The organism is Pseudomonas sp. MF6394 (assembly GCF_002018845.1).
Taxonomy (GTDB): Bacteria; Pseudomonadota; Gammaproteobacteria; order Pseudomonadales; family Pseudomonadaceae; genus Aquipseudomonas; species Aquipseudomonas lactis.
Map to the genome: position 1 here is coordinate 167,363 of NZ_MVOJ01000007.1, position 25,027 is coordinate 192,389.

Sequence of the window (25,027 nt, forward strand, 5' to 3'; positions counted from 1 at the left end):
AGGAGTCATGTAATGTCATCCCTTGATAGCCTGAGAACCCTTAAGACACTGCACATAGACAGCAAAACCTACCACTACTTCAGCCTGCCCGAAGCCGCCAAGAGCCTGGGTGATCTGGACAAGCTGCCGATGTCCCTCAAGGTGCTGCTGGAAAACCTGCTGCGCTGGGAAGACGCCAAGACCGTCACCGGCACCGACCTCAAGGCCATCGCCGCCTGGCTCAAGGCGCGCCAGTCTGACCGCGAGATCCAGTATCGCCCCGCCCGCGTGCTGATGCAGGACTTTACCGGCGTACCCGCCGTGGTCGACCTGGCCGCCATGCGCGCTGCCGTGGCCAAGGCCGGTGGTGACCCGCAGCGCATCAACCCGCTGTCCCCGGTGGACCTGGTGATTGACCACTCGGTGATGGTCGACAAGTTTGGCAGCACCAGCGCCTTCGAGCAGAACGTCGATATCGAAATGCAGCGCAACGGCGAACGCTACGCCTTCCTGCGCTGGGGCCAGAGCGCCTTCGACAACTTCAGCGTGGTACCGCCGGGCACCGGCATCTGCCACCAGGTCAACCTCGAATACCTGGGCCGCACCGTGTGGACCAAAGAGGAAGACGGCCGCACCTACGCCTTCCCCGACACCCTGGTCGGCACCGACTCCCACACCACCATGATCAACGGCCTCGGCGTACTCGGCTGGGGCGTGGGCGGCATCGAAGCCGAAGCGGCCATGCTCGGCCAGCCGGTGTCGATGCTGATCCCGGAAGTGATCGGTTTCAAGCTCACCGGCAAGCTCAAGGAAGGCATCACCGCCACCGACCTGGTGCTGACCGTGACACAAATGCTGCGCAAGAAAGGCGTGGTGGGCAAGTTCGTCGAGTTCTACGGCGACGGCCTGGCCGACTTGCCCCTGGCCGACCGCGCGACCATCGCCAACATGGCACCGGAATATGGCGCGACCTGTGGCTTTTTCCCGGTGGATGAGGTGACGCTGGATTACCTGCGCCTGTCCGGCCGCCCGGCTGAGACGGTCAAGCTGGTGGAAGCCTATACCAAGGCCCAGGGCCTGTGGCGCAACGCCGGCCAAGAGCCGATCTTCACCGACACCCTGGCCCTGGACATGGGCACTGTCGAGGCCAGCCTTGCCGGGCCCAAACGCCCACAGGATCGCGTTGCCCTGCCGAATGTAGGCCAAGCATTCAGCGATTTTCTCGACCTGCAATTCAAGCCCACCAGCAAAGAAGAAGGCCGCCTGGAAAGCGAAGGCGGGGGCGGCGTTGCCGTGGGCAATGCCGACCTGGTCGGCGAGGCGGATTATGAATACGAAGGCAACACCTATCGCCTGAAAAACGGCGCGGTGGTGATTGCCGCGATTACCTCCTGCACTAACACCTCCAACCCCAGCGTGATGATGGCCGCCGGGCTGGTGGCAAAGAAAGCCGTGGAAAAAGGCCTGGCCCGCAAGCCCTGGGTGAAAAGCTCCCTGGCGCCGGGCTCCAAAGTGGTCACCGACTACTACAAGGCGGCGGGCCTCACCCAATACCTGGACAAGCTTGGCTTCGACCTGGTGGGCTACGGCTGCACCACCTGTATCGGCAACTCCGGGCCGCTGCCCGAGCCGATCGAAAAAGCTATCCAGAAGGCCGACCTCACCGTGGCCTCGGTGCTGTCCGGTAACCGTAACTTCGAAGGCCGCGTGCACCCACTGGTGAAAACCAACTGGCTGGCCTCCCCGCCCCTGGTCGTCGCCTACGCGTTGGCCGGCACCGTGCGCATCGACATCAGCAGCGAGCCGCTGGGCAATGACCAGCAGGGCAACCCGGTGTACCTGAAGGACATCTGGCCCAGCAGCCAGGAAATTGCCGAGGCAGTGGCCCAGGTCAGCACCAGCATGTTCCACAAGGAATATGCCGAAGTGTTTGCCGGCGACGAGCAGTGGCAAGCCATTGAAGTGCCGCAGGCAGCCACCTACGTGTGGCAACCGGATTCCACCTACATCCAGCACCCGCCGTTCTTCGACGACATTGCTGGCCCGCTGCCGGTGATCGAGGACGTCAAGGGCGCCAATGTGCTGGCCCTGCTGGGGGATTCGGTGACCACCGACCACATCTCCCCTGCCGGCAATATCAAGGCCGACAGCCCGGCCGGGCGCTACCTGCGCGAACAGGGCGTTGAGCCGCGTGACTTCAACTCCTACGGCTCACGCCGGGGCAACCATGAAGTGATGATGCGCGGCACCTTCGCCAATATCCGTATCCGCAATGAAATGCTCGGCGGCGAGGAAGGCGGTAACACGCTATATATCCCCACTGGCGAGAAAATGGCGATCTACGATGCCGCCATGCAGTACCAGGCCTCGGGCACACCGCTGGTGGTGATCGCCGGCCAGGAATACGGCACCGGCTCCAGCCGCGACTGGGCGGCCAAGGGCACTAACCTGCTGGGCGTCAAGGCGGTGATCGCCGAGAGCTTCGAGCGTATCCACCGCTCCAACTTGGTGGGCATGGGCGTGTTGCCGTTGCAGTTCAAGCTGGATCAGAACCGCAAGACACTCAAGCTCACCGGCAAGGAGAAGATCGATATCCTCGGGCTGACCGATGCCGAGATCGAGCCGCGGATGAACCTGACGCTGGTGATCACGCGGGAGGATGGCAGCAGCGAGAAAGTTGAGGTCCTGTGCCGGATTGATACCTTGAATGAGGTGGAGTACTTCAAGGCCGGTGGGATTCTGCACTATGTGCTGCGCCAGTTGATCGCGTCCTGACCAACGCCGCAAAACTAATGTGGGAGCGGGCTTGCTCGCGAAGGCGGTGAGTCAGTCAAGAATGTATCGACTGACACTCAGTATTCGCGAGCAAGCCCGCTCCCACAGTTTTGACCGTATTTCAGATCAGCCGAACAGCCACTTCCACAACAGCACCAGCACCACTACCGCCAGCACCGGCCGCGCAATGCGGTAGGCCTTGGGATGCTTGCGTTTCCACTGCTTGACCTGGCCGCTGAACTTGTCGCTGAAGGTCTTGCTCCAGGCGTACGCCTGGTTGATGCCGCCCACGCGCTCGTCATCGAGGTTCTGCGGCGCCGTGGCACGGCCAAGCTGCTTGCTGACCCAGCGGTTGATGCGGGTCATCACGCGGTTGCTCAAGGGGCGCTCAATGTCGCAGAACAGGATCACACGGGTCTGTTCGGTTTCGTTTTTCACCCAGTGCACGTAGGTTTCGTCGAACATCACGTCTTCACCGTCGCGCCAAGCGTAGACCTGGCCGTCGACGAAGATACGGCAGTCGTCGGAGTTCGGCGTGGACAGCCCCAGGTGATAACGCAGGGAACCGGCGAACGGGTCGCGGTGCGGGTTGAGGTGGCTGCCGCCCGGCAACAGCGCGAACATCGCGCCCTTGACGTTAGGGATGCTGCTCACCAACGCCACGGTCTTGGGGCACAGTGCCTCGGCCGATGGCAGCGGTTTGTCGTACCACTTGAGGTAAAAACGCTTCCAGCCCTTCTTGAAGAACGAACCGAAACCGGCGTCGTTGTTCTTTTCGGCGGCGCGGATGTAGCCCTCGTCGAACAGGTGCATGGCCTCTTCGCGGATCACTTCCCAGTTGTCCTTGAGCACATCCAGTTCCGGGAACTTGCTGCGGTCCAGGTACGGTTTGGACGGCACCGCGGAAAACAGGTACATCAGGGCGTTATACGGGGCGAACAGCGCCGAATGGTTGACGAACTGACGCAACATCGGCAAACGGGCCTTGCCACGCAGGTGCACATACAGCGTGCTGCCGATGAACAGCAGCAACACCGACAATTTGGCGGCCAAAGAAAAGGTCATGCAGCAACTCCTGGAAATAAGCGCCTGGCCAGCCAATTTCCATCAATGGGAAACCAGACGTAACAGCCGGCCATGATAAACACTTGAGCCATTATGCAGAAGGCCCAGGAAAACAGACTGACCTGTATCAACCCCCCGCACCCCTTGTAGGAGCGAGCTTGCTCGCGAAGAACGTCAACGATAATGCGGGCTTACTGGTTCAATGTGGTGCTCTCAGGTTTTTCGCGAGCAAGAACTAGGCGTCCCCCTCGCTCCTACAGTATTCAGGCCTGGTTTTCCTGCTCGGTAAACAAATCACTGAACAACATACTCGACAGGTAGCGCTCACCGGAGTCCGGCAAGATCACCACGATCGTCTTGCCCTGCATTTCCGGCTTCTCGGCCAGGCGCACGGCCACGGCCATGGCGGCACCACACGAGATCCCGCACAGAATGCCCTCTTCCAGCATCAAGCGCCGGGCCATGGCCTTGGACTCTTCGTCAGTCGCCAGTTCCACGCGGTCGACCATCGACAGGTCGAGGTTTTTCGGCACAAAACCGGCGCCGATGCCCTGGATCTTGTGCGGGCTGGGCTTGATCTCTTCACCCGCCAATGCCTGGGTGATCACCGGGGAAACCATGGGCTCCACGGCCACCGACAGAATCGGCTTGCCCGCCGTGTTTTTGATATAGCGTGATACCCCGGTGATCGTGCCGCCGGTCCCCACGCCTGCCACCAGCACATCCACGGCGCCATCGGTGTCGTTCCAGATTTCCGGGCCGGTGGTTTTCTCGTGAATGGCAGGGTTTGCCGGGTTGTCGAACTGGGCCGGCATAAAGTAGGTGGCCGGGTCGCTGGCGACGATCTCGGCGGCCTTGTCGATAGCACCCTTCATGCCCTTGGCCGGCTCGGTCAGCACCAGTTCGGCGCCCAGAGCCTTGAGCACTTTACGGCGCTCAAGGCTCATGGACGACGGCATGGTCAGCAGCAGTTTGTAGCCACGGGCAGCGGCGACAAAGGCCAGGCCGATACCGGTGTTGCCTGAAGTCGGCTCGACAATGGTCATGCCCGGCTTGAGCTTACCGCTACTTTCCGCATCCCAGACCATGCTGGCGCCAATGCGGCACTTCACCGAATAGCCCGGGTTACGTCCTTCGATCTTGGCCAGGATCGTCACGCCCCGCGGCGCGATGCGGTTGATCTGAATCAGGGGCGTGTTACCGATGGAGTGCGCGTTGTCTGCAAAGATGCGGCTCATGGCGGTTCCTATTATCGAGGCGTTGGGAAAGGCCCCAAGGGTATGCCTCGTGCTCCCAAGCGTCCAGACGGAGGAACGTTGCGCCAATCAGAACAGTCAATCTCCTACAAGCAAGGAGAACTGCCCTATGAAACGTCGCTACAGTTGGCCGTTAGGGACCATCGCCGCTCTGGTGCTGGTGTTGATTGCCATCCACCTTGCGCTGCCCTACCTGGTGCGCAACTACCTGAACGACAAACTCGCCAACATGGGCGATTACCGTGGCGAGATTGCCGATGTGGACCTGGCGCTATGGCGCGGCGCCTACCGGATCAATGGCCTGCAAATCGTCAAGGTGGACGGCAAGGTCCCGGTGCCGTTCGTCAAGGCGCCGCTGATCGAGTTCGCGGTGAGCTGGCATTCGCTGTGGTACGACCATGCCGTCGTGGCCGAGGGGCATTTTGTGCGCCCGCAGATCAACTTTGTCGATGGCGGTGCCAACAAGCAGGCGTCACAGACCGGTAAAGGCACCGACTGGCAGGAGCAACTGCGCAAACTGTTGCCGATCACCCTCAACGAAGTGCGCATCGAAGACGGTGAGATCGCCTTCCATAACTTCAGCTCCAAGCCCCAGGTGAATATCAACGCCACCGGGGTCAACGCCAGCTTCTATAACCTGACCAATGTGGTGGATGTCAAAGGCAAGCGCGACGCCCGCTTCGAAGGCAAGGCACTGCTGCAAGGCCAGGCGCCTCTGGAGGCCAACGCCACCTTTGATCCGCTGAGCGATTTCGAAGAGTTCGAGTTCCGCTTCCGCGCCCGCGACCTGCAACTCAAGCGCATGAATGACTTCGCATCGGCCTATGGCAAGTTTGACTTCAAGGCCGGCACGGGTGACGTGGTGATCGAAGCCCAGGCTGAAAATGGCCGGCTCACCGGCTACATCAAGCCGCTATTGCGGGATGTAGAGGTGTTTGACTGGCAACAAGACGTTGAAAACCAGGACAAGAATATCTTCCGCTCGATCTGGGAAGCCGTGGTGGGCGCCAGCGAAACCGTGCTGAAAAACCAGCGTAAAAACCAGTTCGCCACCCGTGTAGAGCTGAGCGGTAGCGTGCATCAGCAAAATGTCAGTGCGTTTTCGGCGGTGATCGCGATTCTGCGCAATGGGTTTATCCAGGCGTTCAATGCTCGTTACGAACAGCCCAAGCCCAGCGCTGATTAACCCTGTGGGAACTGGCTTGCCTGCGATGGCGGTGGGTCAGTTAACTAATCTGTCGCTGATACACCGCTATCGCAGGCAAGGCAGCTCCCACACGTCCTGTATGGGCCTAGGCTGATGTGACCCGCCATTCAGAGACTGAATGCCCCGTCTGCGTTCACAGTCGCCGGGGCTGCGCGGTATAGTCAGGCCATTGATGAATTCGAGGAATGACCGATGAAGTTCGAAGGCACCCAGGCCTATGTGGCTACCGATGACCTGAAACTGGCCGTCAACGCCGCCATCACCCTGGAGCGGCCGCTGCTGGTCAAGGGCGAACCGGGCACCGGCAAGACCATGCTCGCCGAGCAACTGGCCGAATCCTTCGGTGCCAAGTTGATCACCTGGCACATCAAGTCCACCACCAAGGCCCATCAAGGCCTGTACGAGTACGACGCGGTCAGCCGCCTGCGTGACTCGCAACTGGGCGTGGACAAGGTGCACGACGTGCGCAATTACCTGAAGAAGGGCAAGCTGTGGGAAGCCTTCGAGTCCGAAGAGCGGGTGATCCTGCTGATCGATGAAATCGACAAGGCCGACATCGAGTTCCCCAATGACCTGCTGCAAGAGCTCGACAAGATGGAGTTCTACGTCTACGAAATCGACGAGACCATCAAGGCCAAGAAGCGCCCGATCATCATCATTACCTCCAACAACGAAAAAGAGCTGCCGGACGCGTTCCTGCGCCGCTGCTTCTTCCACTACATCGCCTTCCCCGACCGCACCACCTTGCAAAAGATCGTGGATGTGCACTACCCGGACATCAAGAAAGACTTGGTCAGCGAAGCGCTGGACGTGTTCTTCGATGTGCGCAAGGTGCCGGGCCTGAAGAAAAAACCTTCCACCTCCGAGCTGGTCGACTGGCTCAAGCTGCTGATGGCCGACAATATTGGCGAAGCGGTGCTGCGCGAGCGCGACCCGACCAAGGCCATCCCGCCCCTGGCAGGCGCTTTGGTTAAGAACGAGCAAGACGTGCAGTTGCTGGAGCGTCTGGCGTTCATGAGCCGTCGCGGTAATCGCTGATGCTGCTCAACCTGTTCAACGAAATGCGTGCCGCCAAGGTACCGGTGTCGGTGCGCGAGCTGCTCGACTTGATCAACGCGCTCAAACAGCGCGTGACCTTCGCCGACATGGACGAGTTCTACTACTTGGCCCGGGCGATCCTGGTCAAGGATGAGCGGCATTTCGACAAGTTCGACCGGGCCTTCGGCGCCTATTTCAACGGCCTGGAAAAGCTCGACGACCACCTGCAGGCGCTGATCCCCGAGGAGTGGCTGCGCAAGGAGTTCGAACGCTCGTTGAGCGATGAGGAACGTGCGCAGATCCAGTCCCTCGGTGGCCTCGACAAGCTCATCGAAGAATTCAAGAAACGCCTGGAAGAACAGAAAGAACGCCATGCCGGTGGCAACAAGTGGATCGGCACCGGCGGCACCAGCCCGTTTGGTTCCGGCGGCTACAACCCCGAAGGCATTCGCGTGGGTGACGCCGGCAAGCGCCAGGGCAAGGCGGTGAAAGTCTGGGACCAGCGCGAGTACAAGAACCTCGACGACCAAGTGGAACTGGGCACGCGTAACATCAAGATCGCCCTGCGCCGCCTGCGCAAATTTGCCCGCCAGGGCGCAGCCGAAGAGCTGGACATCGATGGCACCATCGACCACACCGCCCGCGATGCCGGCTTGCTGAACATCCAGATGCGCCCCGAGCGGCGTAACACCATCAAGCTGTTGCTGCTGTTCGACATCGGCGGCTCGATGGATGCCCACGTGAAGATCTGCGAAGAGCTGTTCTCCGCGTGCAAGACCGAGTTCAAGCATCTGGAGTACTTCTACTTCCATAACTTCGTGTACGAGTCGGTGTGGAAGAACAACCAGCGCCGCACTTCCGAACGCACCTCCACCCAGGACCTGCTGCACAAATACGGCGCCGATTACAAAGTGATCTTTATCGGTGATGCGGCCATGGCACCTTATGAAATCACCCAGGCCGGCGGCAGTGTCGAGCATTGGAACGAGGAGCCGGGGTATGTGTGGATGCAGCGCTTCATGGCCAAGTACAAGAAGCTGATCTGGATTAACCCCTACCCGAAAGATACCTGGGGCTATACGGCATCGACGGGGATTGTGCGGGAGTTGGTGGAGGATCAGATGTATCCGCTGACGCTGCGTGGGTTGGAAGAGGGTATGCGCTTTCTCTCAAAATAAACGCAGATCCAAATGTGGGAGCGGGCTTGCTCGCGAATGCGGTGAGCCAGTCGCCGAAGTTGCTGACTGATACACCGCATTCGCGAGCAATCCCGCTCCCACATTTGGTTTGTGGTGTTATTTGAAACGCTGCAAAAACTTGATGTGCTGCCGATGCGCCGCCTCCTGCACCACCGGTGCCAGCCGCACCTTCTGCCCCGGCAGGCACTGCGCCAGCCGCGCCAAGGATAAAGGCGTCAACGCGCCCAACCGCGGATAACCACCGATGGTCTGCCGGTCATTGAGCAACACAATCGGCTGCCCATCCGGTGGCACTTGGATTGCGCCCAATGGAATCCCTTCGGAAATCAACGACGGCCCCTGGTACTGCAACGGCGTGCCCAGCAAACGCATGCCCATGCGGTCGGCGCGGCTGTCCAGGGCCCATTCGCTGTTGAAGGCATCGAACAGGCTCTGCCCGCTGAACTGGCCTATCTGCGCGCCGATGATCACGTCCAGTGATGCAGCGGATTGCACATCCGGGTTAGCCAGCACCTTCATTGCGCCGCCCGTACCGGAATAAGCCAACCGCCCACCTTCGGCCAACGCCTTGCCAAAACCGTCCACCCCGCCCAACGCTTCGCGCACGACCGTGGCACAACTGCCCAGTACAACCTGCGCATCAAAGCCACCGGGCGCGGCCAGATAAGCGCGTGCCCCGTTGAACGGCTGGGTGAAACGCAGGCGTTGGCCCTTTTGCAGGATAAAACTGCGACCGGGGCTTATCGCACGCTCATCGACATAGGCGCCCAGATCCGCACCGGCCAAGGCCAGCAGGCAATAGTCCTCGGCCTGCAGGGTAAAGCCGCCCAGGGTGATTTCCACCACGGGCGCATCCAGGGCATTGTCCAGCAGCCAGTTGGCCCAGGACATCGACACCCAATCCAGCGCGCCGCCCTGGGTCACGCCCAGATGACGCACGCCAAACCGCCCGGCGTCCTGCAACAGGCACAGCGGGGTACTGGCCTCGATGATCAAGCGGCTCATGCCTGCGCCTCCAGCGGCGTGTCATCGCCACCCAGATTGACGAATTCGGCGTGGCTGACCGGGGCGAAGCGCACCGTGTCACCGGGCTGCATCAGGCTGTAGCCGTCGCGCTCACGGTCGAACAGTTTGGCCGGGGTGCGGCCGATCAGGTTCCAGCCGCCTGGGGACACCACCGGGTACGCGGCAGTTTGTCGTTCAGCGATACCGACACTGCCGGCGGCCACGCGTTTGCGCGGCGTGTTGAGGCGCGGTGTGGCAAGTATTTCATCCACCAGCCCCATAAAGGCAAACCCAGGGGCAAAGCCGAGGGCGAACACCTGGTACTCATGGGCGCTGTGGCGGCGGATCACCTCCTCGACAGTCAGCCCGCTACGCTGGGACAGCAAAGTCAGTTCCGGGCCGACACTCAGGTCGTACCACACCGGCAGCACATGGCACTGGCCACTGCCCTGGGCCTGGGGTTGCAGATCGGTGAGGGCCTGGTCGATCAGCGCCCGGGCCTGGACCGGGGTGAGCGCCGTGAGATCGTAATGCACCATCAAGGTGGTGTAGGACGGCACCAGGTCCACCAAGGCCGGGCCAAAACCGTTGCGCAGGCGCTCGGTAGCCGCGAGCATCCACGGCATGTTGGCTTCGGCGATCACGTCAAACAGGCGCACCATCAGGCAGTCGATCGCCACCACTTCAATGCGTGGGTTCATGCTGTTTTCAACGCTTCGCGGATACGCTGCACGGCGGCGACCGAACTGGCATTGTCGCCATGCACGCACAGGGTATTGGCCTGGAGTACCAATGGGCTGCCGTCGCTGGCAATCAGCGCTTCGCCACGGGAAAAGGTCAGCGCCTGCTGCACGATGGTGTCGGCATCGTGATGCACCGCGCCCGGCAACTGCCGGGACACCAAGTGGCCGTTACTGTCATAGGCACGGTCGGCAAAGGCTTCGAACCACAGGGTCACGCCGTATTCGTCGCCCAAGGCTTGGGCTGCGCGGTTGTCACGGGTGGCCAGCAGCATCAGCGGCAGGTCGCCGTAGGCCGCCACGGCCTGGATCACCGCACGCAACTGCGCGGGGTTGGCCATCATGTCGTTGTACATCGCACCATGGGGTTTCACATAGCTGACGCGCCCGCCCTGGGCCCGGCAGATGCCGTCCAGCGCGCCGATCTGGTAGTGCAACAGGTCCTGGATTTCCTGCGGCGTGTAGTTCATGGAGCGCCGGCCGAAGCCTTGCAGGTCTTGGTAGGCCGGGTGGGCGCCCACTTGCACGCCATGCTTGAACGCCAGGCTGACGGTCTTGCGCATGATGCTCGGGTCGCCGGCATGGAAACCGCACGCCACGTTGGCGCAATCAATGAACGGCATGACCTCGGCGTCCAGACCCATGGTCCAGTTGCCAAAGCTTTCGCCGATGTCGCAGTTCAGTAGCAGGCGGCTCACGGGGGTCGCTCCTGTAGGCTTTGTTTTCTTGTAGTGTGGGATTTTTTACGCAGAACTCGCAACTTGTCCTGACACCCCGACGACGCTTATCGTGGAATAGCTCGATTTTTGGCGTTTGCCCGGTGCGACGTCCAACTAATAAAAACCGATCCATGCATAAGAAAAAGTTGATCCCATGAATTTGAAGTTCCTCGAAACCTTCGTCTGGGTGGCCAAGCTCAAGAGCTTCCGGCTCACGGCCGAGAAGCTGTTCACCACTCAAGCCTCGATCTCCAGCCGCATCGCCGTGCTGGAAAGCGAGTTGGGGGTGAAGCTGTTCCTGCGTGACTCGCGTGGCGTGAGCCTGACCCCGGAAGGCTTGAAAGTGCTCGACTATGCCGAGCAGATGATGGTGACCATGCAGGGCCTGAAACAGTCCCTGGAGACCACCAGCAGCAAGGTCGGGCGCATTCGGATCGGCGCGATGGACACGGTGATCCACACCTGGCTGAGCCCGCTGGTTGCTGAGCTGATGAAGCTGTACCCGCTGGTAGAGATCGAGTTGATCGCCGATACCGCGCTGAACCTCAGCGATCAGCTGCAAAAAGGTTTCCTCGACCTGATCCTGCAAACCGACCTGCTGCGCCTGGAAACCGTGCGCAGCCTGGAGCTGGCCAGCCACCCCATGGCCTGGATCGTGGCCAGCCAGTCGATCTACAACCGCGACTACGCGTCCCTCGCCGAACTGGCCCAGGAACGCATCATCACCTACTCGAAAAATTCACACCCGCATCAGGACGTGTTGAGTTTGATGCAGGCCAATGGCGTGGCCGCACCGCGCATGAACTGTGTGAACTCGGTGTCGGCGATCACCCGGTTGCTGCGCGATGGCTTCGGCATTGGCGCGCTGCCACCGGTGCTGGTCAGCGAAGAGCTGGAGCGAGGGGAATTGGTGATGCTGCCCATGGCCCAGCGCCTGCCGAACTTGCAGGTGGTAGTGTCGTGGCGCGTGGGGGTGGAATTGGTGGAGGAGATTGTGGGGTTGTGCCAGAAGGTGGTGGCGCGCTATGCCGAGGAAGTCGGTGCAGAACGCATGCAACTGAATAAAACCGATTAACACTGTGGGAGCTGGCTTGCGATAGCGCTGGGTCATCCTGAACATCTGTGACTGGACCACCGCTATCGCAGCATAGGTATCTACACAACTTTGGTGCGACGCTGGACCTGTGGCGAGGGAGCTTGCTCCCGTGACGACCGGACAGCTGGCGCCTATCTCCCTGAGGCACCGCGATCCAAATGTGGGAGCTGGCTTGCCTGCGAAGACGGCCTAACAGTCAACACAGTTGGACAGGGTACATATCCGTTATTTAGGTAACGGCCACTTAGGGTTCCGCCCTGACGGCGGCTCATTTTGCAAAAGCGGCAAAGTAAGCAAAACGCTCTTGCCCCACCACTCGGCACCTCGCCTGGGCTCGGTGTGCCCGTAATCCGCCAGCGTGGTTTAACGGGGCGCCTAAGATCAAAATCAAGATCAAGAGCGACTCGCTGCGCATCGTGGTTAGCGTTTGCTGCGATGGCGGTATACCAGCGCCCGATGGGTAGACTGACCCGACGCCTTCGCAGGCAAGCCAGCTCCCACATTGGACCGAGTCGGCCCTGACTTAGAGGCCCTTGAGGTCGCGCTCTTCGATGGGCCGGCTCTGGCGCAGGCGCCGGCCACCCAGCACCACCCAGTCGATCAAGCGATACAGGCATTCAATGCCGAATGACAAAAGCATCGCCCCGCCCAGGCCCCAGCCCATGGCTTCGGGCGTCAGCAGAATCTGGTAGCTGTAGCCATTCCAGGTCTCCAGACGGATATCCGGGTCGGCGGCCACCGCCACCTGCAGGGCGCGGATGTACCACGGGCCTTGCATGGCCTGGAATTGCTTGTCCAACTCGAGTTGGCGATCGAGCATGGCGCCCAGGCTGCTGGCGTCGCTCTGGAATACCGGGTCATCGCTGGCGCGGTAATGCGCCACCAAGGCTTGCATATCACCGTTGAAGAACTGCTGCGCCGTGGACTCGAAACCGCGCAAGCCGGTCTGGGCCTCGATCAGGTGGGCCTCGACGCGCTTGGCGTAGTCATTGATAAACCCCGGCACCTGCACGCCGACCAACAAGCCAACGGCAAACAATACCAACCGCAGATAGCTCAGCAACATGCTTGATTCCTTACTCGGTAACGCCCTGGCTGACACATTCACCGCGTCGCCACAGGCTCCATTGGCCCGGTTCGTAGCGGGTCCAGTTTTCGTTGTCGGTCAAGGGCTCGGTGGCGATCACCGTTACCACGTCATTGGGGGTGGTTTCGGCCTGAAAATCGACGATCACGTCGACATCTTTCAAGCGCGCCGGGCCAAAAGGCGCACGCCGGGTGATCTGTGCCAGCTTGGTCGAGCAATAGCAGAACAGCCAGTCGCCGTCGCTGAGCAGGCAGTTGAACACGCCCTTGCTGCGGTACTCGGCGCAGGCGGCGATCAGGTCGGGCAGCACCTGTTCGATGTCCACCGGCTCGGGGAAGGCCTCGCGCACGCGGTTAAGCAAGTCGCAGAACGCCGCTTCGCTGTCGGTATCGCCCACCGGGCGGTAGAAGGTGGCGCGGGGGTTGAAGTCCGCCAGTTGGCCGTTATGGGCAAAGCACCAGTTACGCCCCCACAGCTCACGCACGAACGGATGGGTATTGGCCAGGCTGACCTTGCCCACGTTGGCCTGGCGGATATGGCCGATCACCACTTCGCTCTTGATGGGGTAACGCTGCACCAGCAACGCGACTTCTGACTCGCTGCTGGCGGCCGGGTCCTGGAACAGGCGCAGGCCACGGCCCTCATAGAAGGCAATGCCCCAACCGTCGCGGTGCGGGCCGGTACGCCCACCGCGCTGCATCAGCCCGGTAAAGCTGAACACGATATCGGTGGGGACGTTGGCACTCATGCCCAATAATTCACACATGCCAGGGCTCTCGCTGCAGGGCAAACAACGTTAAAGGCGCGGCTCGACCCGCATACCACCGGCAGGCGCCGGGCGACGGAACGGTTCGTCGTCTTCCGGCTCGGCGGCCAAAGCGGCATCCGCAGCCGCCTTGCGCTCACGACGAGCGTTGGCGGCGCGTTCGATGGGCCAGCGGATCAGCACGAACACGATGTACAGGGCAAACACGATCATCGTGTACATGAACAGGTCGGAAATGGCGCGCCAGGCGTTGTTGCCGACCTTGAGCACCAGGTCCAGGGCGGTAATGGCCACGGCCGGCGCAAACTGGGTCTTGACCGGGTCGACGATGGTCGGGCTGAGCAGCAGCACCGCCATCAGCAATTGCAGGGGCTCGCGCAGCCAGCGCCAGATCCAGCGGGTCATGCGCCACCACACCAACAGGCAGCCCAAAGCGGCGAAGGCGTAAAGGCCCCAAGCGGTCAGATAGTCGTTCTCGGTCATGGTGTCCATGGCAAGGTTGGCAAACAGGCGGCTATGATAACGGCTTTTGCGTGTCGCGGCTGCAATGCCTGCCACCGTCTGCCAGATAGGGAATTATCCATGCCTATTTCCACCGCACCGATTGCCCGCAAGGCCCCAGGCCCAGACCCGTACGCCTGGCTGCAAGAACGCGACAACCCTGAGGTGCTCGACTACCTCAAGGCCGAAAACGCCTGGCAGGAAGCCCAACTGGCCGATCAGCAGGCGTTGCGCGAGACCCTGTTCGACGAGATCAAGGGCCGCATTCTGGAAACCGACCTGTCCCTGCCCTCCCCTTGGGGTCCATATCTGTATTACACCCGCACCACCGCCGGTGACGAGTACGCCCGCCATTACCGCTGCCGCCGCCCGGCCGATGACAGCAACCAGGTGGACGCCAGCAGCGAAGAACTGTTGCTGGACCCGAACGTGCTGGCCAATGGCGGCTTTTTCTCCCTGGGCGCGTTCAGCATCAGCCCCGACCACCAACGCCTGGCCTACAGCCTCGACACCAGTGGCGAAGAGATTTACACCCTGTTCGTGAAGGAATTGGCGACCGACAAGGTCAGCGAACTGGCGTTCGACAACTGCGACGGCAGCATGACCTGGGCCAATGACAGCCTGACCCTGTTTTTCGGTGAGCTGGACGACACCCATCGTCCGCACAAACTGTATCGCTATCGCCTGGACGGCACCGCAGCGCAGGAAGTGTTCCACGAGCCCGACGGCCGTTTCTTCCTGCATTGCTACCGCTCAAGCTCTGAGCGCCAACTGTTGCTGGCCCTGGGCAGCAAGACCACCAGCGAAGTCTGGGCGCTGGACGCCGAGCAACCGCACCTGGCCTTCACCTGCCTGGCGCCGCGGGTCGAAGACCACGAATACGATGTTGACCACGGCAAGCGCAATGGCCAGTGGACCTGGTTTATCCGCAGTAACCGCGACGGCATCAACCATGCGCTGTACGTGGCCGCCGACATCGGCACGCCGCCCACCGAAGCCGACTGGCAGAACCTGATCCCCCACAGCGATGAGGTCATGCTCGACGGCGTGAGCCTGAACGCCAACGCCATGACCTTGAGCCTGCGCATTGGTGGCCTGCCGGTTATCGAAGTGCACCCTGAGAACGTGCCGGCCTATCGGGTGCAATTGCCTGACGCCGCCTACAGCCTTTATGTGCAGAACAGCCTGGAGTTTCCCAGCGACAAGATCCGCCTGCGCTATGAGGCCTTGAACCGTCCGGCCCAAGTGCGCCAACTCGACCTGGCGACAGGCGCGCAGGTCGTGCTCAAGGAAACCCCGGTGCTGGGCGTCTTCAACGCCGACGATTACGTCAGCCAACGCCTGTGGGCCACGTCCGCCGACGGCACCCAGGTGCCCATCAGCCTGGTGGTCAAGCGTGACCAGCTCGGCAAGCCGACGCCGCTGTACCTCTATGGCTACGGTGCCTACGGCTCAAGCCTGGACCCGTGGTTCTCCCATGCGCGCCTGAGCTTGCTCGACCGTGGCGTGGCGTTTGCCATCGCCCATGTGCGCGGCGGCGGTGAGCTGGGTGAGGCCTGGTATCGCAACGGCAAGCAGGAACACAAGCAGAACACCTTCAGCGACTTTATCGCCTGCGCCGAGCATTTGATCGCCCAGGGCCTGACCACCTCCCGGCAACTGGCGATCAGCGGCGGCAGTGCCGGCGGCCTGTTGATCGGCGCGGTGCTCAACCAGCGCCCGGAGTTATTCCAGGCGGCGATTGCCGAAGTGCCGTTCGTCGATGTGCTCAATACCATGCTCGACCCGGAACTGCCGCTGACCATCACCGAGTACGACGAATGGGGCAACCCCGAGGACCCCGAGGTGTATGCGCGCATCAAGGCCTACGCGCCGTACGAGAACGTGCGCGCCCAGGCTTACCCGGCCACGCTGGTGATCGCCGGCTATAACGACAGCCGCGTGCAGTACTGGGAAGCCGCCAAGTGGGTGGCCAAGCTGCGCGATACCAAGACGGACGACAACCTGCTGCTGCTCAAGACCGAACTGGGTGCCGGCCATGGCGGCATGAGCGGGCGCTATCAGGGGCTACGTGACGTCGCCCTCGAATATGCCTTTGTGTTCAAGGCCCTCGGCCTGGTCTAACCGCCTGGCGTCTTTGGCTTGCTGTCGTTCTGCTGCAGGCCAGGGACCGTCTGGTCCTTGGGCGGTGCCGGCAGCACGATGGGCGCCAGCGGTGGCGCGCCATTATGAGTCGTGGGCGCTACGGGCGGCGTGACTTGCGGGTACAACGTGGGCGTTGGCGTGCCCGGCGCGCCTGGGGTTGGCGTGGGCGCGACCGGTACGGTTTGTAACTCCTGAGCCTGCGCGTTACCCAATGCGAGCGCGCTCAACACAATGACCGTTAGAATGCTGCACTTCATCGATGGCTCCATGGCCTGACCGGAATGCCTTAAGGCTACTCCCAACCGCGCAAGAATGCCCTTCCCAATGAGATTTCCATGAAACGTTTCGTTCTGCTGGACACCACCCCAATCCCCGACAACGGCGGCGCCTTGTGCCTGTTCGAATACGGCGAAGACTTTGTCATCAAGATCCAGGGCGGTGACGGTGGCCAGTTGATGAACACGCGCATGCACGGCTCCGAAGATGCCCTGGCGGAGATTCCCTGCCGCAAAGTGGCCGGGCGCCCGGGTTCACGGGTGCTGATCGGCGGCCTGGGCATGGGCTTTACCTTGGCCGCGGCGCTCAAGCATTTGGGCAAGAGCGCCGAAGTGGTGGTGGCCGAACTGGTGCCCGGCGTCGTGGAATGGAACCGTGGGCCGCTGGGGGAAAAGTCCGGACGCCCGCTGCTGGACCCGCGCACCGTGGTCCGCCAGGAAGACGTGGCCAAGGTACTGCAGGCCGAACCCCAAGGCTTTGACGCGATCATGCTCGACGTCGACAACGGCCCCGAGGGGCTCACGCAAAAGGCCAACAGTTGGCTGTACTCAGCCAGTGGCCTGGCCGCTTGTGCCAAGGCCCTGCGGCCCAAGGGTGTGCTGGCGGTGTGGTCGGCCAGCGCCGACAAGCTGTTCAGTGACAAACTGCGCAAGGCCGGCTTCAAGGCCGAGGAAGTGCAAGTATTTGCCCATGGCAACAAGGGCACCCGGCATACCATCTGGATTGCAGAGAAGCTCAAGGGCTGATCGCGGTTGATTCAATCGCGCCAATCCCCTGTGGGAGCGGCTAGAATCAACCTTGTCCGTGAACCACCCAATAATAGCCAGGAGCCATGATGAGCTCGAACAACCCGCCCTCCCACACCGCCAAGCTGGACCGCATCCTCGCCGATGCCCAGCGCGACCGCGAAATGGGCTACCGCGATAAAGCCTTGAAGATGTACCCCCACGTGTGTGGCCGCTGCGCCCGTGAGTTTTCCGGCAAGCGCTTGAGTGAACTGACCGTCCACCACCGTAACCACAACCATGATGACAACCCCCAGGACGGTTCCAACTGGGAGTTGCTGTGCCTGTACTGCCACGATAACGAACACTCGCGCTACACCGACCAGCAGTACTTCGGCGAAGGCTCCACCAGCAGCCCGAGCATTGCCAAGGCAACGCACAACCCGTTTGCGGCGTTGGCGGGGTTGATGAAGAAGGACGACTGAAGCCCTGGCTGACTGTCCTGGCCCTTTCGCGAGCAAGCCCGCTCCCACATTTTGATTTGTGAACACATTCAAATGTGGGAGCGGGCTTGCTCGCGAAGGCGGCGGCTGCCACAACACACAACTTGTTCCCGACCGCAGTCCCACATTCCCCGTATAATCGCCGTTTTTCTCAAGGCACCCTTCCCCGTGGGCAATAAACGCTACAGCTGCATCGGTCTGTATAACCCCAAATCCCCCGAAAACGTCGGCTCGGTGATGCGTGCCGCCGGCTGCTACGGCGTGGCCTCGGTGTTCTACACCGGCGTGCGTTACGAGCGCGCCCGGGATTTCATTACCGACACCAAGAAGGTGCACCACGACATCCCGCTGATCGGCATCGACGACCTGAAAAAGATCCTGCCCCTTGGCTGCATCCCGGTCGCCGTGGAACTGGTCGAAGGCGCCCGCCCGTTGCCTGAATACACCCACCCCGACCGCGCGCTGTATATCTTCGGCCCCGAAGACGGCTCCCTGGACAAAGAGATCCGCGACTGGTGCGAGGACGTGGTGTACATCCCCACCACCGGCTGCATGAACCTGGCGGCCACCGTCAACGTGGTGCTCTATGACCGCCTGGCCAAGGGCAACAACACCCGTTCGGGCCCCAAGTACTGAGATTGCGGGAACATCCGGCACGTGCGCGCAGTCAGCTAGTAACACTTGCCCTTATTGGAGACTGATCATGAGCGACAGCAAAACCTTGCGACCTGTCATCGAAGCCACACCGTTGAAGCCTCAACCTACCCAGAACGTGCATGGCTGGGAGCGCATCGGCTCGGTGGCCGGCGGTGCGATGATGGTGGGTAAAGGCCTGCGCCGCGGCGGGATTTTCGGCTTGATCCAGGTGGCGATTGGTGGCGTGGCACTGGCCCGTGGCTTTACCGGGCACAGTTCGCTCAAGGACAAACTGGAACAGGGCCGTCAGGAAATGAACAGCGTGCGCACGAAAATCGAGCGCGCTGGGGAAGAGTTGAAGAACCTCAAGACCAAGGCCGAAGTGGCGGCGGAAAAGGCTGTGAAACCTAAAGCCTGATCCCTGCCTTCAAGACTGTGAAGATCTAAATTGTGGGAGCGGGCTTGCTCGCGAAGGCGGTGTGTCAGTCACGGATAGGCCTACTGAACCACCGCCTTCGCGAGCAAGCCCGCTCCCACAGTTTTGTTGCTCAGCGCAGTAATTTGGAATCCAGCACCACCGACGACTCACCGATCACGCTCTCGGCCAACTGCACGAACTCAGGGGTGTTGATGCTGTTCACCCGCATCACCGCCTGGGCCAGATCGTCCAGGGAGCGCTTATTGTGGGTCTTCACGCGAATCTCACGGTCCAGCTCCTGCAACACCACCACCGAACGCGCCAGCGTCGCGCCGTTGACGTGCTCGCCTTTGAGGGTGGTGACGTCTTTGCCTTCCTTGGTCAGCCGCGCCTGGATTGCCGCATAGCGTTCATCGGTGATGCCGCCGGCACGTCGCATCAGTTCAATCGCGTAGTACTCGCCCAAGCCCTCGCTGATCCAGTCACTGCTGTCGTGGTCATTAAAGCGCCCGATGGCCTGCACCACTTCGCGCAGCAACGGGCTGCTGCCATTTTCGCCAACGAGCGGCGTGCGGCTGTTGAGGTAGATCGAATCGCGTAACGAATAAGCCCCTCGCCGCATCGGGTCACTGGCACCGACGATCAACAGTTTGCCGGGATGGCGCGGGAAGGCGGCTTCCACCTGGGGCCAGACAAACGTCAGCAACGTCAGCACGTCCATGCGACGCATGCCCTGACCCTTGGGCGAGGCCACGGTGACGTCGGTTTCACCCAGGCGCAGGCGACGGCTGCCGAGGTTGCCCGCCAGCATCCAGCCGGTGGGGCGGTCGAACAGGCGGGAGACGTTATCGATGCGAAATTTGTTTTGGCCAATGCGTGGCCATGCGGTTTCGACGCTCTTCCACCCCGTCGGCAGTTCGAACAGCAGGCGTGAGACCAGCTCGATGCCGTCTTGCTGGTCGAGACGTGCGGCCGGCACCAGGTCTTCGCCGCGCAGTAACGCCCAGGCGGGCGTGATCCGTGTGTCATAAACGCCAGGCTTGCGGGCATGGGCCAGGCGCACCCGGTAGGTCAGGCTGGCCTTGTCGGCGCTGGGTTGCCACAGGCCACGGTTGCCGGTGACCTGCCACTGGCCATCGGCCTTGAAGTCGCTGTAGTCACCGTCGCGGCCCAGGTCGAAGTTCAGGCTGCGCACCGCCGCGCCCTGGGACAGGCTGACGCGCACCTCGGCCTGCTGGCTTTGGGGCAACAGCTTGATGTGGTAATCCAGGTCGACTTTCTTCGCGCACCAGCCCGGCCCGCTCAGCGCCAGCACGACCAGGCCCGCTGCCCACTTGGCGGCCACCTTCATACACACTCCTCGTTCAGCCTGCGCGGAAAATCAGGTAATCCTCCCAGTCATCCTCGGGCACGCTGCCTTCGCTGAGCATGCGCCCGGACTGGGAAATGCGTTCGTGGTGCACCGCGTCACGGTCGCCGCAGACCAGGTGATGCCACAGCGGCAAGTCCTTGCGCTCGCTGACCAGGCGGTAACCGCAGGTCGGCGGCAACCATTTGAATTGGTCGGCCTGGCCCGGCGTGAGCTGGATGCAGTCGGGCACCGAGGCGCGGCGGTTGGGGTAATCGGTGCACTGGCAGGTTTTCAGGTCGAGCAGTTTGCAGGCAATACGCGTGTAATAGACGCTGTTGTCGTCTTCATCCTCAAGCTTTTGCAGGCAGCACAGGCCACAGCCGTCGCACAATGACTCCCACTCCTCTTGGTCGAGGTGCTCAAGGGTTTTGCGTATCCAGAAAGGTTCGACTTTGGCGGCCATGGCTCTGCATCAGTATCGGAAGGTGAAAAGGCCGCCAGTCTAGTGCCCAAGCCCGTTGGGGCCAAGCGCTTACGACTGACGGTGTTGCAAGGCTTGTCAGGCCTGGGTGGGCGCAGTAGCTTTGAATCCCGGTTTTTTCATCAGGATCTGTCCATGAGCAATAACCCCCGCGTTGCCGATTATCCGATCCACACCCAGTTCACCGAACGCTGGTCGCCCCGCGCCTTTACCGGCGAGAGCATCCCGCAGGAAACGCTGCTGAGTTTCTTCGAAGCCGCACGCTGGGCGCCTTCGGCCTACAACTCGCAGCCGTGGCGGTTTCTGTACGCGCGCCGTGACACGCCGGATTGGGAGCGTTTTCTGGGCTTGCTGAATGAATTCAACCGCAATTGGGCGCAGCATGCGTCGGCCCTGGTGATCATCGCGTCGAAAACCGACTTCATCGCCCCGGGTGCTACCGAAGAAACCCCGGCGCTGTGGCACACCTTCGACACCGGCTCGGCCTGGGGCCACCTGGCGCTGCAAGCCAGCCTCAGTGGCTGGCACACCCACGGCATGGCCGGTTTCGACCAGGAACTGACCCGCAAGGAGCTGAAGATTCCCCAGGGTTATGCGCTGCATGCAGCCGTGGCGGTGGGCAAGTTGGGAGACAAGTCGAGTTTGCCGGAGTACCTGCAAGGGCGCGAAATGCCGAGCCCGCGCAAGCCGTTGAGCGAGCTGGTGTCCGAGGGTGACTTCAGCCTCTAAGCATCGCACTCTGACCCTCTGTAGGAGCGAGCTTGCTCGCGAAAAACTCACAGGCGCCGCGTTTATTCAGAAAGTACGCGTCATCGTTGAGGTTCTTCGCGAGCAAGCTCGCTCCTACAGGAGGCCATTGGGGCAAGCTGCTCAGTAACCGCGCTCGAAATCCACTTCCCCGCGCAGCGCTTGCTTGGCCTGATACGCCCGCAGGTTCTGCACAAACAACTCCACCATCATCGGCGGCGAAGTCGGGGCCGAGCTGTGCCCGGTCAACAGCAAACCCCACGCCGTCCAGAACGGGTGGCGTTGCGGCAAAGGCTCCTGGCGGCACACGTCGATCACCGCGCCGGCCAGGTGCCCTTCTTTGAGCGCCTCGACCAGGTCGGCGTCCACCACCGCCACGCCGCGCCCGACGTTGATAAACAACCCGGTGGGCTTGAATTGCTTGAACAGCGCCGCGTCGTACAAATCATGGGTATCAGGCGTGTTGGGTAGCAGGTTGATCACGTAATCCACCTCCCCCACCAGCCGGCCCAATTGGTCCAGCCCCGCCACTTCGATAAACGGTGCCTGCTCGCGGGCCTGGCTGGCGATGCCATACAGTTGCACGCCAAACGGCAGCAAAAACTCGGCCACGCTCTGGCCAATGTCACCGGTGCCAACGATCAGCGCCTTGCGCCCCGCCAGGCTCTGGCCCATGCGGTTATCCCACTTGCGCTCCACCTGGCTGACCAGCCGCGCCAGCACTTCGCGCTCGTGGCCCAGCATGTAGGTGAGGACAAACTCGGCCATGACCTGGCCAAAAATGCCTACCGCGCGGGTCAGACGATAGTCGCGGGGCAAGCCATCGGCCAACAGTGGCGTGATGCCCGCCCAGGTCGATTGCAGCCATTGCGGGTGATGGCCCTGGCGCAGCAGGGTCGCCAACAGATCGGGCTGGCCCAGCCACACCGGGCAGTCGGCGGCCAGGCGCGAAAGCTCGGCCGAGTCGCCGCTGGTCAGCACTTCAAGGTCTGGGGCGGCATCCCTGAGCAATTGGGCGTAGAGCGGATGATCCTGTTCAGCAATCAGAACACGCATGGTTCAAACCTTTGAAAAAACAGTGCAGACGGCCGCCCGCATCCTTACGGCCACCGTCCTCTAATACGATTCCATTGAAGCTGTGCCCTGAGGCGGGCACTGGTCGATCACATCGGGTCGTTGCGGCGCAGCAGCTCTTCGGGCAAGTGCTCGATGTACTCGTCCTCGGCCGGTGGCATCTGCAGGTGGTAGCCCTGCTTGTCGAGGTTTTCCAGCACCACGGTGATGTCTTCGCGCGACAGCTTGCGCTCCGGCGTCAGCACCATGTCAAAGGCGTGATGCGCCTTGCCGAAGGCTTCCATCAACGGCTCGGGCACGCGCTCCAGGGCATCGCTTTTGAGCACGTAGAGGTACATGCCGTCTTTTTTCTTGCTGCGGTAGATGGAGCAAATACGTTTCAAGGCTGTTCTCCGGCATTGGCCAGGCTGTCGAGCAACGCCTGGCCCATCAACTCGCGGCGCCAGCCACGCAGCGAGTCTGGCAATTGGTAAGGCCCATCGGGGTAGCCGCTTTTAACCAGGGCTTCGAGGGTTTTCTTGCGCAGCATCAGTTCCGGCGCCATGTCCAGGCGCTCGGCGAAGGTTTGGCCCAGGGCCCGCAGTTGCTTGATCAGCGCGGCGGCGTCCACGGGCAAAGGCTCAGCCACGGCAGGCGGCCATTGGTCCATGGGCACGCTACCGGCGCGCTTGATCAGGTCCAGCAGGAACTGGCCGTCCTGGCGCACGGTGCGCGGGTGCATGTCTTCGATCTTGCCCAGGGCGGCGAGGTTATCCGGCTGGGATTTGGCCAAGGGCCACAACGAGTGTTCGCGAACGATGCGGTTGCGCGGCAAGTCGCGGGCACGGGCCTGCTGCTCGCGCCAGGCGCACAGTTCACGCAGCACCGCCAGTTGGGCACGGGACAATTTCCAGGCCAGCTTGGCGTCGCGGTACAGCTCGTAGGGGTCGATCTCGCGGCGCAGGTTGGCCACCAGTTCGGCGCCATCGTCCAATACCCAGGCGTATTTGTCGTCCGACAGTTGCGGGCGCAGGCGGGTGTAAACCTCGGCCAGGTGCACCGCGTCTTCGGCGGCGTAGCTGACCTGCGTCTCCGACAACGGCCGCTGCAGCCAGTCGGAGCGGGTTTCACCCTTGGGCAGCTCGATATCCAACACCGCCTGCACCAGGCGCGAGTAGCCCATGGAGAAACCGAGGTTGAGGTACGCCGCCGCCAATTGGGTGTCGAACAACGGCACCGGCAAGCTGCCGGTCAGGCGCAACAGCACTTCCAGGTCTTCGCTGCAGGCGTGCACCACCTTGATCACCGCTGGGTTTTCCAGCAAGGCGGCCAAAGGTTGCCAATTGTCGATGGTCAGGGGGTCGATCAGGTAAGCGCGCACGCCATCACCGATCTGGATCAGCCCGGCAATAGGGTAAAAGGTGTCGACCCGCATGAATTCGGTGTCGAGGGCGACGAATGGCAACTGCTGCCATTGGGCGCAATGCTGGCCGAGGCTATCGTTGTCGCAGATCCAGTGAATATCGATGGCCACACGGCTCTCCCTTGAAGAATGGCGCGCAGTATATATCGCGAAAGGGGCTTGCGAGCATCCGCAGTGCACACGCCATCATGAAAACTCCGACAGGAGATGAAGAATAGTCCGACAAAGGGACGTTATCCTCTCTTACGCAAAACGTAGACGCACCATAGTCGCGAGCCCGGCAGGAACTCTTGGTAGTTGAGGATTTTGAAGCCGGCTTGGCGAAACTCGCTCTCTACCGGCGTGCCCACGTTCACGGCCACAATCACGGTGTCGCGGCTGACGCGGTGAAACTCATGCAACAACATGAGTCGCGCATCGCTGTCGGGCACATGGCGAAACAAATCCAGGCAGAAAATGCAGTCCACCGCATTTGCCGAAAGGCCAATGGAAAACGCCGAGCCCTGGAATGTTTTGACACGCTTGAGCAACGCGCCCGGGTGATGGGTGCGCGCGTGATCGAGCATCGCCTGGGAGTTGTCCGAGGCCAGGATCACGCGGTTGACGTGTTCGGCCAGCACCGGCCAGAAGCGCCCGGAACCGCACGCCAGGTCGAGGATAAGCCCAGGCTCGCCCGCCACCTTCAGGGCTTGGCGCACCAGCCGCGCATCGCGCCACGCCGACAGGCGCTGCAAGAGCCTGGGCGGACGCGGGTCGCCACAGCCCCTGGCATGCTCACGGTCATAGCGCTCGGTGAATTCGGTCTCGATGGAGGATGGAGGTTGTGGCGACATCGC

At 61.7% G+C, this 25,027-nt stretch carries 26 protein-coding genes; 11 read left to right on the forward strand and 15 right to left on the reverse strand.

Annotated features, from left to right (window positions below):
- The first annotated feature begins 12 nt into the window (after nucleotides 1–12).
- A complete protein-coding gene (gene acnA, locus MF6394_RS10360) occupies nucleotides 13–2,754 on the forward strand; it encodes an aconitate hydratase AcnA (RefSeq protein ID WP_078466633.1) in 2,742 nt (913 codons plus the stop codon).
- Between the two features lie 126 nt (nucleotides 2,755–2,880).
- On the opposite strand, the gene MF6394_RS10365 is transcribed toward acnA, so the two are convergent.
- Both MF6394_RS10365 and cysK read right to left on the reverse strand, forming a co-directional pair.
- Nucleotides 2,881–3,819, reverse strand: a complete 939-nt coding sequence (locus MF6394_RS10365; protein WP_005786126.1) for an aspartyl/asparaginyl beta-hydroxylase domain-containing protein — start codon at nucleotides 3,817–3,819, stop codon at nucleotides 2,881–2,883.
- A 263-nt stretch (nucleotides 3,820–4,082) separates the two neighbouring features.
- On the reverse strand, nucleotides 4,083–5,057 hold the full coding sequence (cysK, locus tag MF6394_RS10370) for a cysteine synthase A (RefSeq protein ID WP_032892862.1): 975 nt from the start codon (nucleotides 5,055–5,057) through the stop codon (nucleotides 4,083–4,085).
- A 127-nt stretch (nucleotides 5,058–5,184) separates the two neighbouring features.
- On the opposite strand from cysK, the gene MF6394_RS10375 reads away from it, so the two are divergent.
- The 3 genes from MF6394_RS10375 to MF6394_RS10385 all read left to right on the forward strand — a co-directional run bounded on the left by MF6394_RS10375 (nucleotide 5,185) and on the right by MF6394_RS10385 (nucleotide 8,498).
- On the forward strand, nucleotides 5,185–6,261 hold the full coding sequence (locus tag MF6394_RS10375; RefSeq protein WP_003189629.1) for a DUF748 domain-containing protein: 1,077 nt from the start codon (nucleotides 5,185–5,187) through the stop codon (nucleotides 6,259–6,261).
- A 213-nt stretch (nucleotides 6,262–6,474) separates the two neighbouring features.
- Nucleotides 6,475–7,320: an AAA family ATPase gene (locus tag MF6394_RS10380; protein WP_003210690.1), complete on the forward strand. Its 846-nt coding sequence runs from the start codon at nucleotides 6,475–6,477 to the stop codon at nucleotides 7,318–7,320.
- Nucleotides 7,320–8,498, forward strand: a complete 1,179-nt coding sequence (locus MF6394_RS10385; RefSeq protein WP_003189625.1) for a vWA domain-containing protein — start codon at nucleotides 7,320–7,322, stop codon at nucleotides 8,496–8,498. Before MF6394_RS10380 ends, MF6394_RS10385 begins: the two co-directional genes overlap by 1 nt.
- 117 nt (nucleotides 8,499–8,615) lie before the next feature.
- Here the strand turns inward: MF6394_RS10385 and MF6394_RS10390 are convergent, their stop codons facing one another.
- Genes MF6394_RS10390 through MF6394_RS10400 form a run of 3 tightly spaced genes read right to left on the reverse strand, consistent with a single transcriptional unit; the run spans nucleotide 8,616 to nucleotide 10,962 of the window.
- Entirely contained in the window at nucleotides 8,616–9,524 is a 909-nt protein-coding gene (locus MF6394_RS10390) for a biotin-dependent carboxyltransferase family protein (protein WP_044272892.1), read from the reverse strand.
- On the reverse strand, nucleotides 9,521–10,225 hold the full coding sequence (gene pxpB / locus MF6394_RS10395) for a 5-oxoprolinase subunit PxpB (RefSeq protein WP_078466634.1): 705 nt from the start codon (nucleotides 10,223–10,225) through the stop codon (nucleotides 9,521–9,523). The genes MF6394_RS10390 and pxpB overlap by 4 nt, the downstream gene beginning before the upstream one ends.
- Nucleotides 10,222–10,962, reverse strand: coding sequence for a 5-oxoprolinase subunit PxpA (locus MF6394_RS10400; RefSeq protein WP_044272890.1), 741 nt, complete (start codon nucleotides 10,960–10,962; stop codon nucleotides 10,222–10,224). The genes pxpB and MF6394_RS10400 overlap by 4 nt, the downstream gene beginning before the upstream one ends.
- A gap of 175 nt (nucleotides 10,963–11,137) precedes the next feature.
- Here MF6394_RS10400 and MF6394_RS10405 point away from each other — a divergent pair, with 175 nt between their 5' ends.
- A complete protein-coding gene (locus MF6394_RS10405) occupies nucleotides 11,138–12,058 on the forward strand; it encodes a LysR family transcriptional regulator (RefSeq protein WP_078466635.1) in 921 nt (306 codons plus the stop codon).
- A gap of 544 nt (nucleotides 12,059–12,602) precedes the next feature.
- Here MF6394_RS10405 and MF6394_RS10410 read toward each other — a convergent pair.
- From MF6394_RS10410 to MF6394_RS10420, 3 genes are read right to left on the reverse strand one after another with little or no spacing between them, the layout of a single operon-like run.
- Complete coding sequence (locus MF6394_RS10410) at nucleotides 12,603–13,145, reverse strand: DUF2937 family protein (RefSeq protein ID WP_003189617.1); 543 nt, start codon at nucleotides 13,143–13,145, stop codon at nucleotides 12,603–12,605.
- 10 nt (nucleotides 13,146–13,155) lie between these two features.
- Nucleotides 13,156–13,932, reverse strand: a complete 777-nt coding sequence (locus MF6394_RS10415) for a class II glutamine amidotransferase (RefSeq protein WP_003189615.1) — start codon at nucleotides 13,930–13,932, stop codon at nucleotides 13,156–13,158.
- Nucleotides 13,933–13,962: 30 nt separating this feature from the next.
- Nucleotides 13,963–14,490: a hypothetical protein gene (locus MF6394_RS10420; protein WP_019818257.1), complete on the reverse strand. Its 528-nt coding sequence runs from the start codon at nucleotides 14,488–14,490 to the stop codon at nucleotides 13,963–13,965.
- Between the two features lie 24 nt (nucleotides 14,491–14,514).
- Between MF6394_RS10420 and MF6394_RS10425 the strand changes: the two genes are divergently transcribed.
- Nucleotides 14,515–16,557, forward strand: a complete 2,043-nt coding sequence (locus MF6394_RS10425; RefSeq protein ID WP_078466636.1) for a S9 family peptidase — start codon at nucleotides 14,515–14,517, stop codon at nucleotides 16,555–16,557.
- Here MF6394_RS10425 and MF6394_RS10430 read toward each other — a convergent pair.
- Complete coding sequence (locus MF6394_RS10430; RefSeq protein ID WP_078466637.1) at nucleotides 16,554–16,835, reverse strand: hypothetical protein; 282 nt, start codon at nucleotides 16,833–16,835, stop codon at nucleotides 16,554–16,556. The genes MF6394_RS10425 and MF6394_RS10430 overlap by 4 nt on opposite strands.
- A 78-nt stretch (nucleotides 16,836–16,913) precedes the next feature.
- On the opposite strand from MF6394_RS10430, the gene MF6394_RS10435 reads away from it, so the two are divergent.
- The 4 genes from MF6394_RS10435 to MF6394_RS10450 all read left to right on the forward strand — a co-directional run bounded on the left by MF6394_RS10435 (nucleotide 16,914) and on the right by MF6394_RS10450 (nucleotide 19,136).
- Nucleotides 16,914–17,600 carry a spermidine synthase gene (locus MF6394_RS10435; protein ID WP_003189610.1) on the forward strand — a complete coding sequence of 229 codons (687 nt, stop codon included), beginning with the start codon at nucleotides 16,914–16,916 and terminating at the stop codon, nucleotides 17,598–17,600.
- 89 nt (nucleotides 17,601–17,689) lie between these two features.
- Nucleotides 17,690–18,064, forward strand: coding sequence for a YajD family HNH nuclease (locus tag MF6394_RS10440; protein WP_003189609.1), 375 nt, complete (start codon nucleotides 17,690–17,692; stop codon nucleotides 18,062–18,064).
- A gap of 186 nt (nucleotides 18,065–18,250) precedes the next feature.
- Nucleotides 18,251–18,718 carry an RNA methyltransferase gene (locus MF6394_RS10445; protein ID WP_003189607.1) on the forward strand — a complete coding sequence of 156 codons (468 nt, stop codon included), beginning with the start codon at nucleotides 18,251–18,253 and terminating at the stop codon, nucleotides 18,716–18,718.
- Nucleotides 18,719–18,785: 67 nt separating this feature from the next.
- The gene (locus MF6394_RS10450; protein WP_032892871.1) at nucleotides 18,786–19,136 is read left to right on the forward strand and encodes a YgaP family membrane protein; all 351 of its coding nucleotides are present in this window, start codon (nucleotides 18,786–18,788) and stop codon (nucleotides 19,134–19,136) included.
- Nucleotides 19,137–19,266: 130 nt separating this feature from the next.
- Here MF6394_RS10450 and MF6394_RS10455 read toward each other — a convergent pair whose 3' ends face one another.
- Nucleotides 19,267–20,487: a hypothetical protein gene (locus tag MF6394_RS10455; RefSeq protein ID WP_078466638.1), complete on the reverse strand. Its 1,221-nt coding sequence runs from the start codon at nucleotides 20,485–20,487 to the stop codon at nucleotides 19,267–19,269.
- Between the two features lie 13 nt (nucleotides 20,488–20,500).
- The gene (locus tag MF6394_RS10460; RefSeq protein ID WP_003172524.1) at nucleotides 20,501–20,950 is read right to left on the reverse strand and encodes a YcgN family cysteine cluster protein; all 450 of its coding nucleotides are present in this window, start codon (nucleotides 20,948–20,950) and stop codon (nucleotides 20,501–20,503) included.
- A gap of 153 nt (nucleotides 20,951–21,103) precedes the next feature.
- Here MF6394_RS10460 and MF6394_RS10465 point away from each other — a divergent pair, with 153 nt between their 5' ends.
- Nucleotides 21,104–21,697 (forward strand): nitroreductase family protein, encoded by a 594-nt coding sequence (locus MF6394_RS10465; protein WP_003189601.1) that lies wholly within the window; start codon nucleotides 21,104–21,106, stop codon nucleotides 21,695–21,697.
- Nucleotides 21,698–21,838: 141 nt separating this feature from the next.
- Here the strand turns inward: MF6394_RS10465 and MF6394_RS10470 are convergent, their stop codons facing one another.
- From MF6394_RS10470 to MF6394_RS10485, 4 genes are all read right to left on the reverse strand, one after another.
- A complete protein-coding gene (locus MF6394_RS10470) occupies nucleotides 21,839–22,771 on the reverse strand; it encodes a D-2-hydroxyacid dehydrogenase (RefSeq protein WP_003189599.1) in 933 nt (310 codons plus the stop codon).
- Nucleotides 22,772–22,878: 107 nt separating this feature from the next.
- A complete protein-coding gene (locus MF6394_RS10475) occupies nucleotides 22,879–23,172 on the reverse strand; it encodes a YcgL domain-containing protein (RefSeq protein ID WP_014717482.1) in 294 nt (97 codons plus the stop codon).
- Nucleotides 23,169–24,302, reverse strand: coding sequence for a ribonuclease D (gene rnd, locus MF6394_RS10480; RefSeq protein ID WP_078466639.1), 1,134 nt, complete (start codon nucleotides 24,300–24,302; stop codon nucleotides 23,169–23,171). Before rnd ends, MF6394_RS10475 begins: the two co-directional genes overlap by 4 nt.
- A 122-nt stretch (nucleotides 24,303–24,424) precedes the next feature.
- Nucleotides 24,425–25,024: a class I SAM-dependent methyltransferase gene (locus MF6394_RS10485; protein WP_003189592.1), complete on the reverse strand. Its 600-nt coding sequence runs from the start codon at nucleotides 25,022–25,024 to the stop codon at nucleotides 24,425–24,427.
- Nucleotides 25,025–25,027 lie beyond the last annotated feature (3 nt).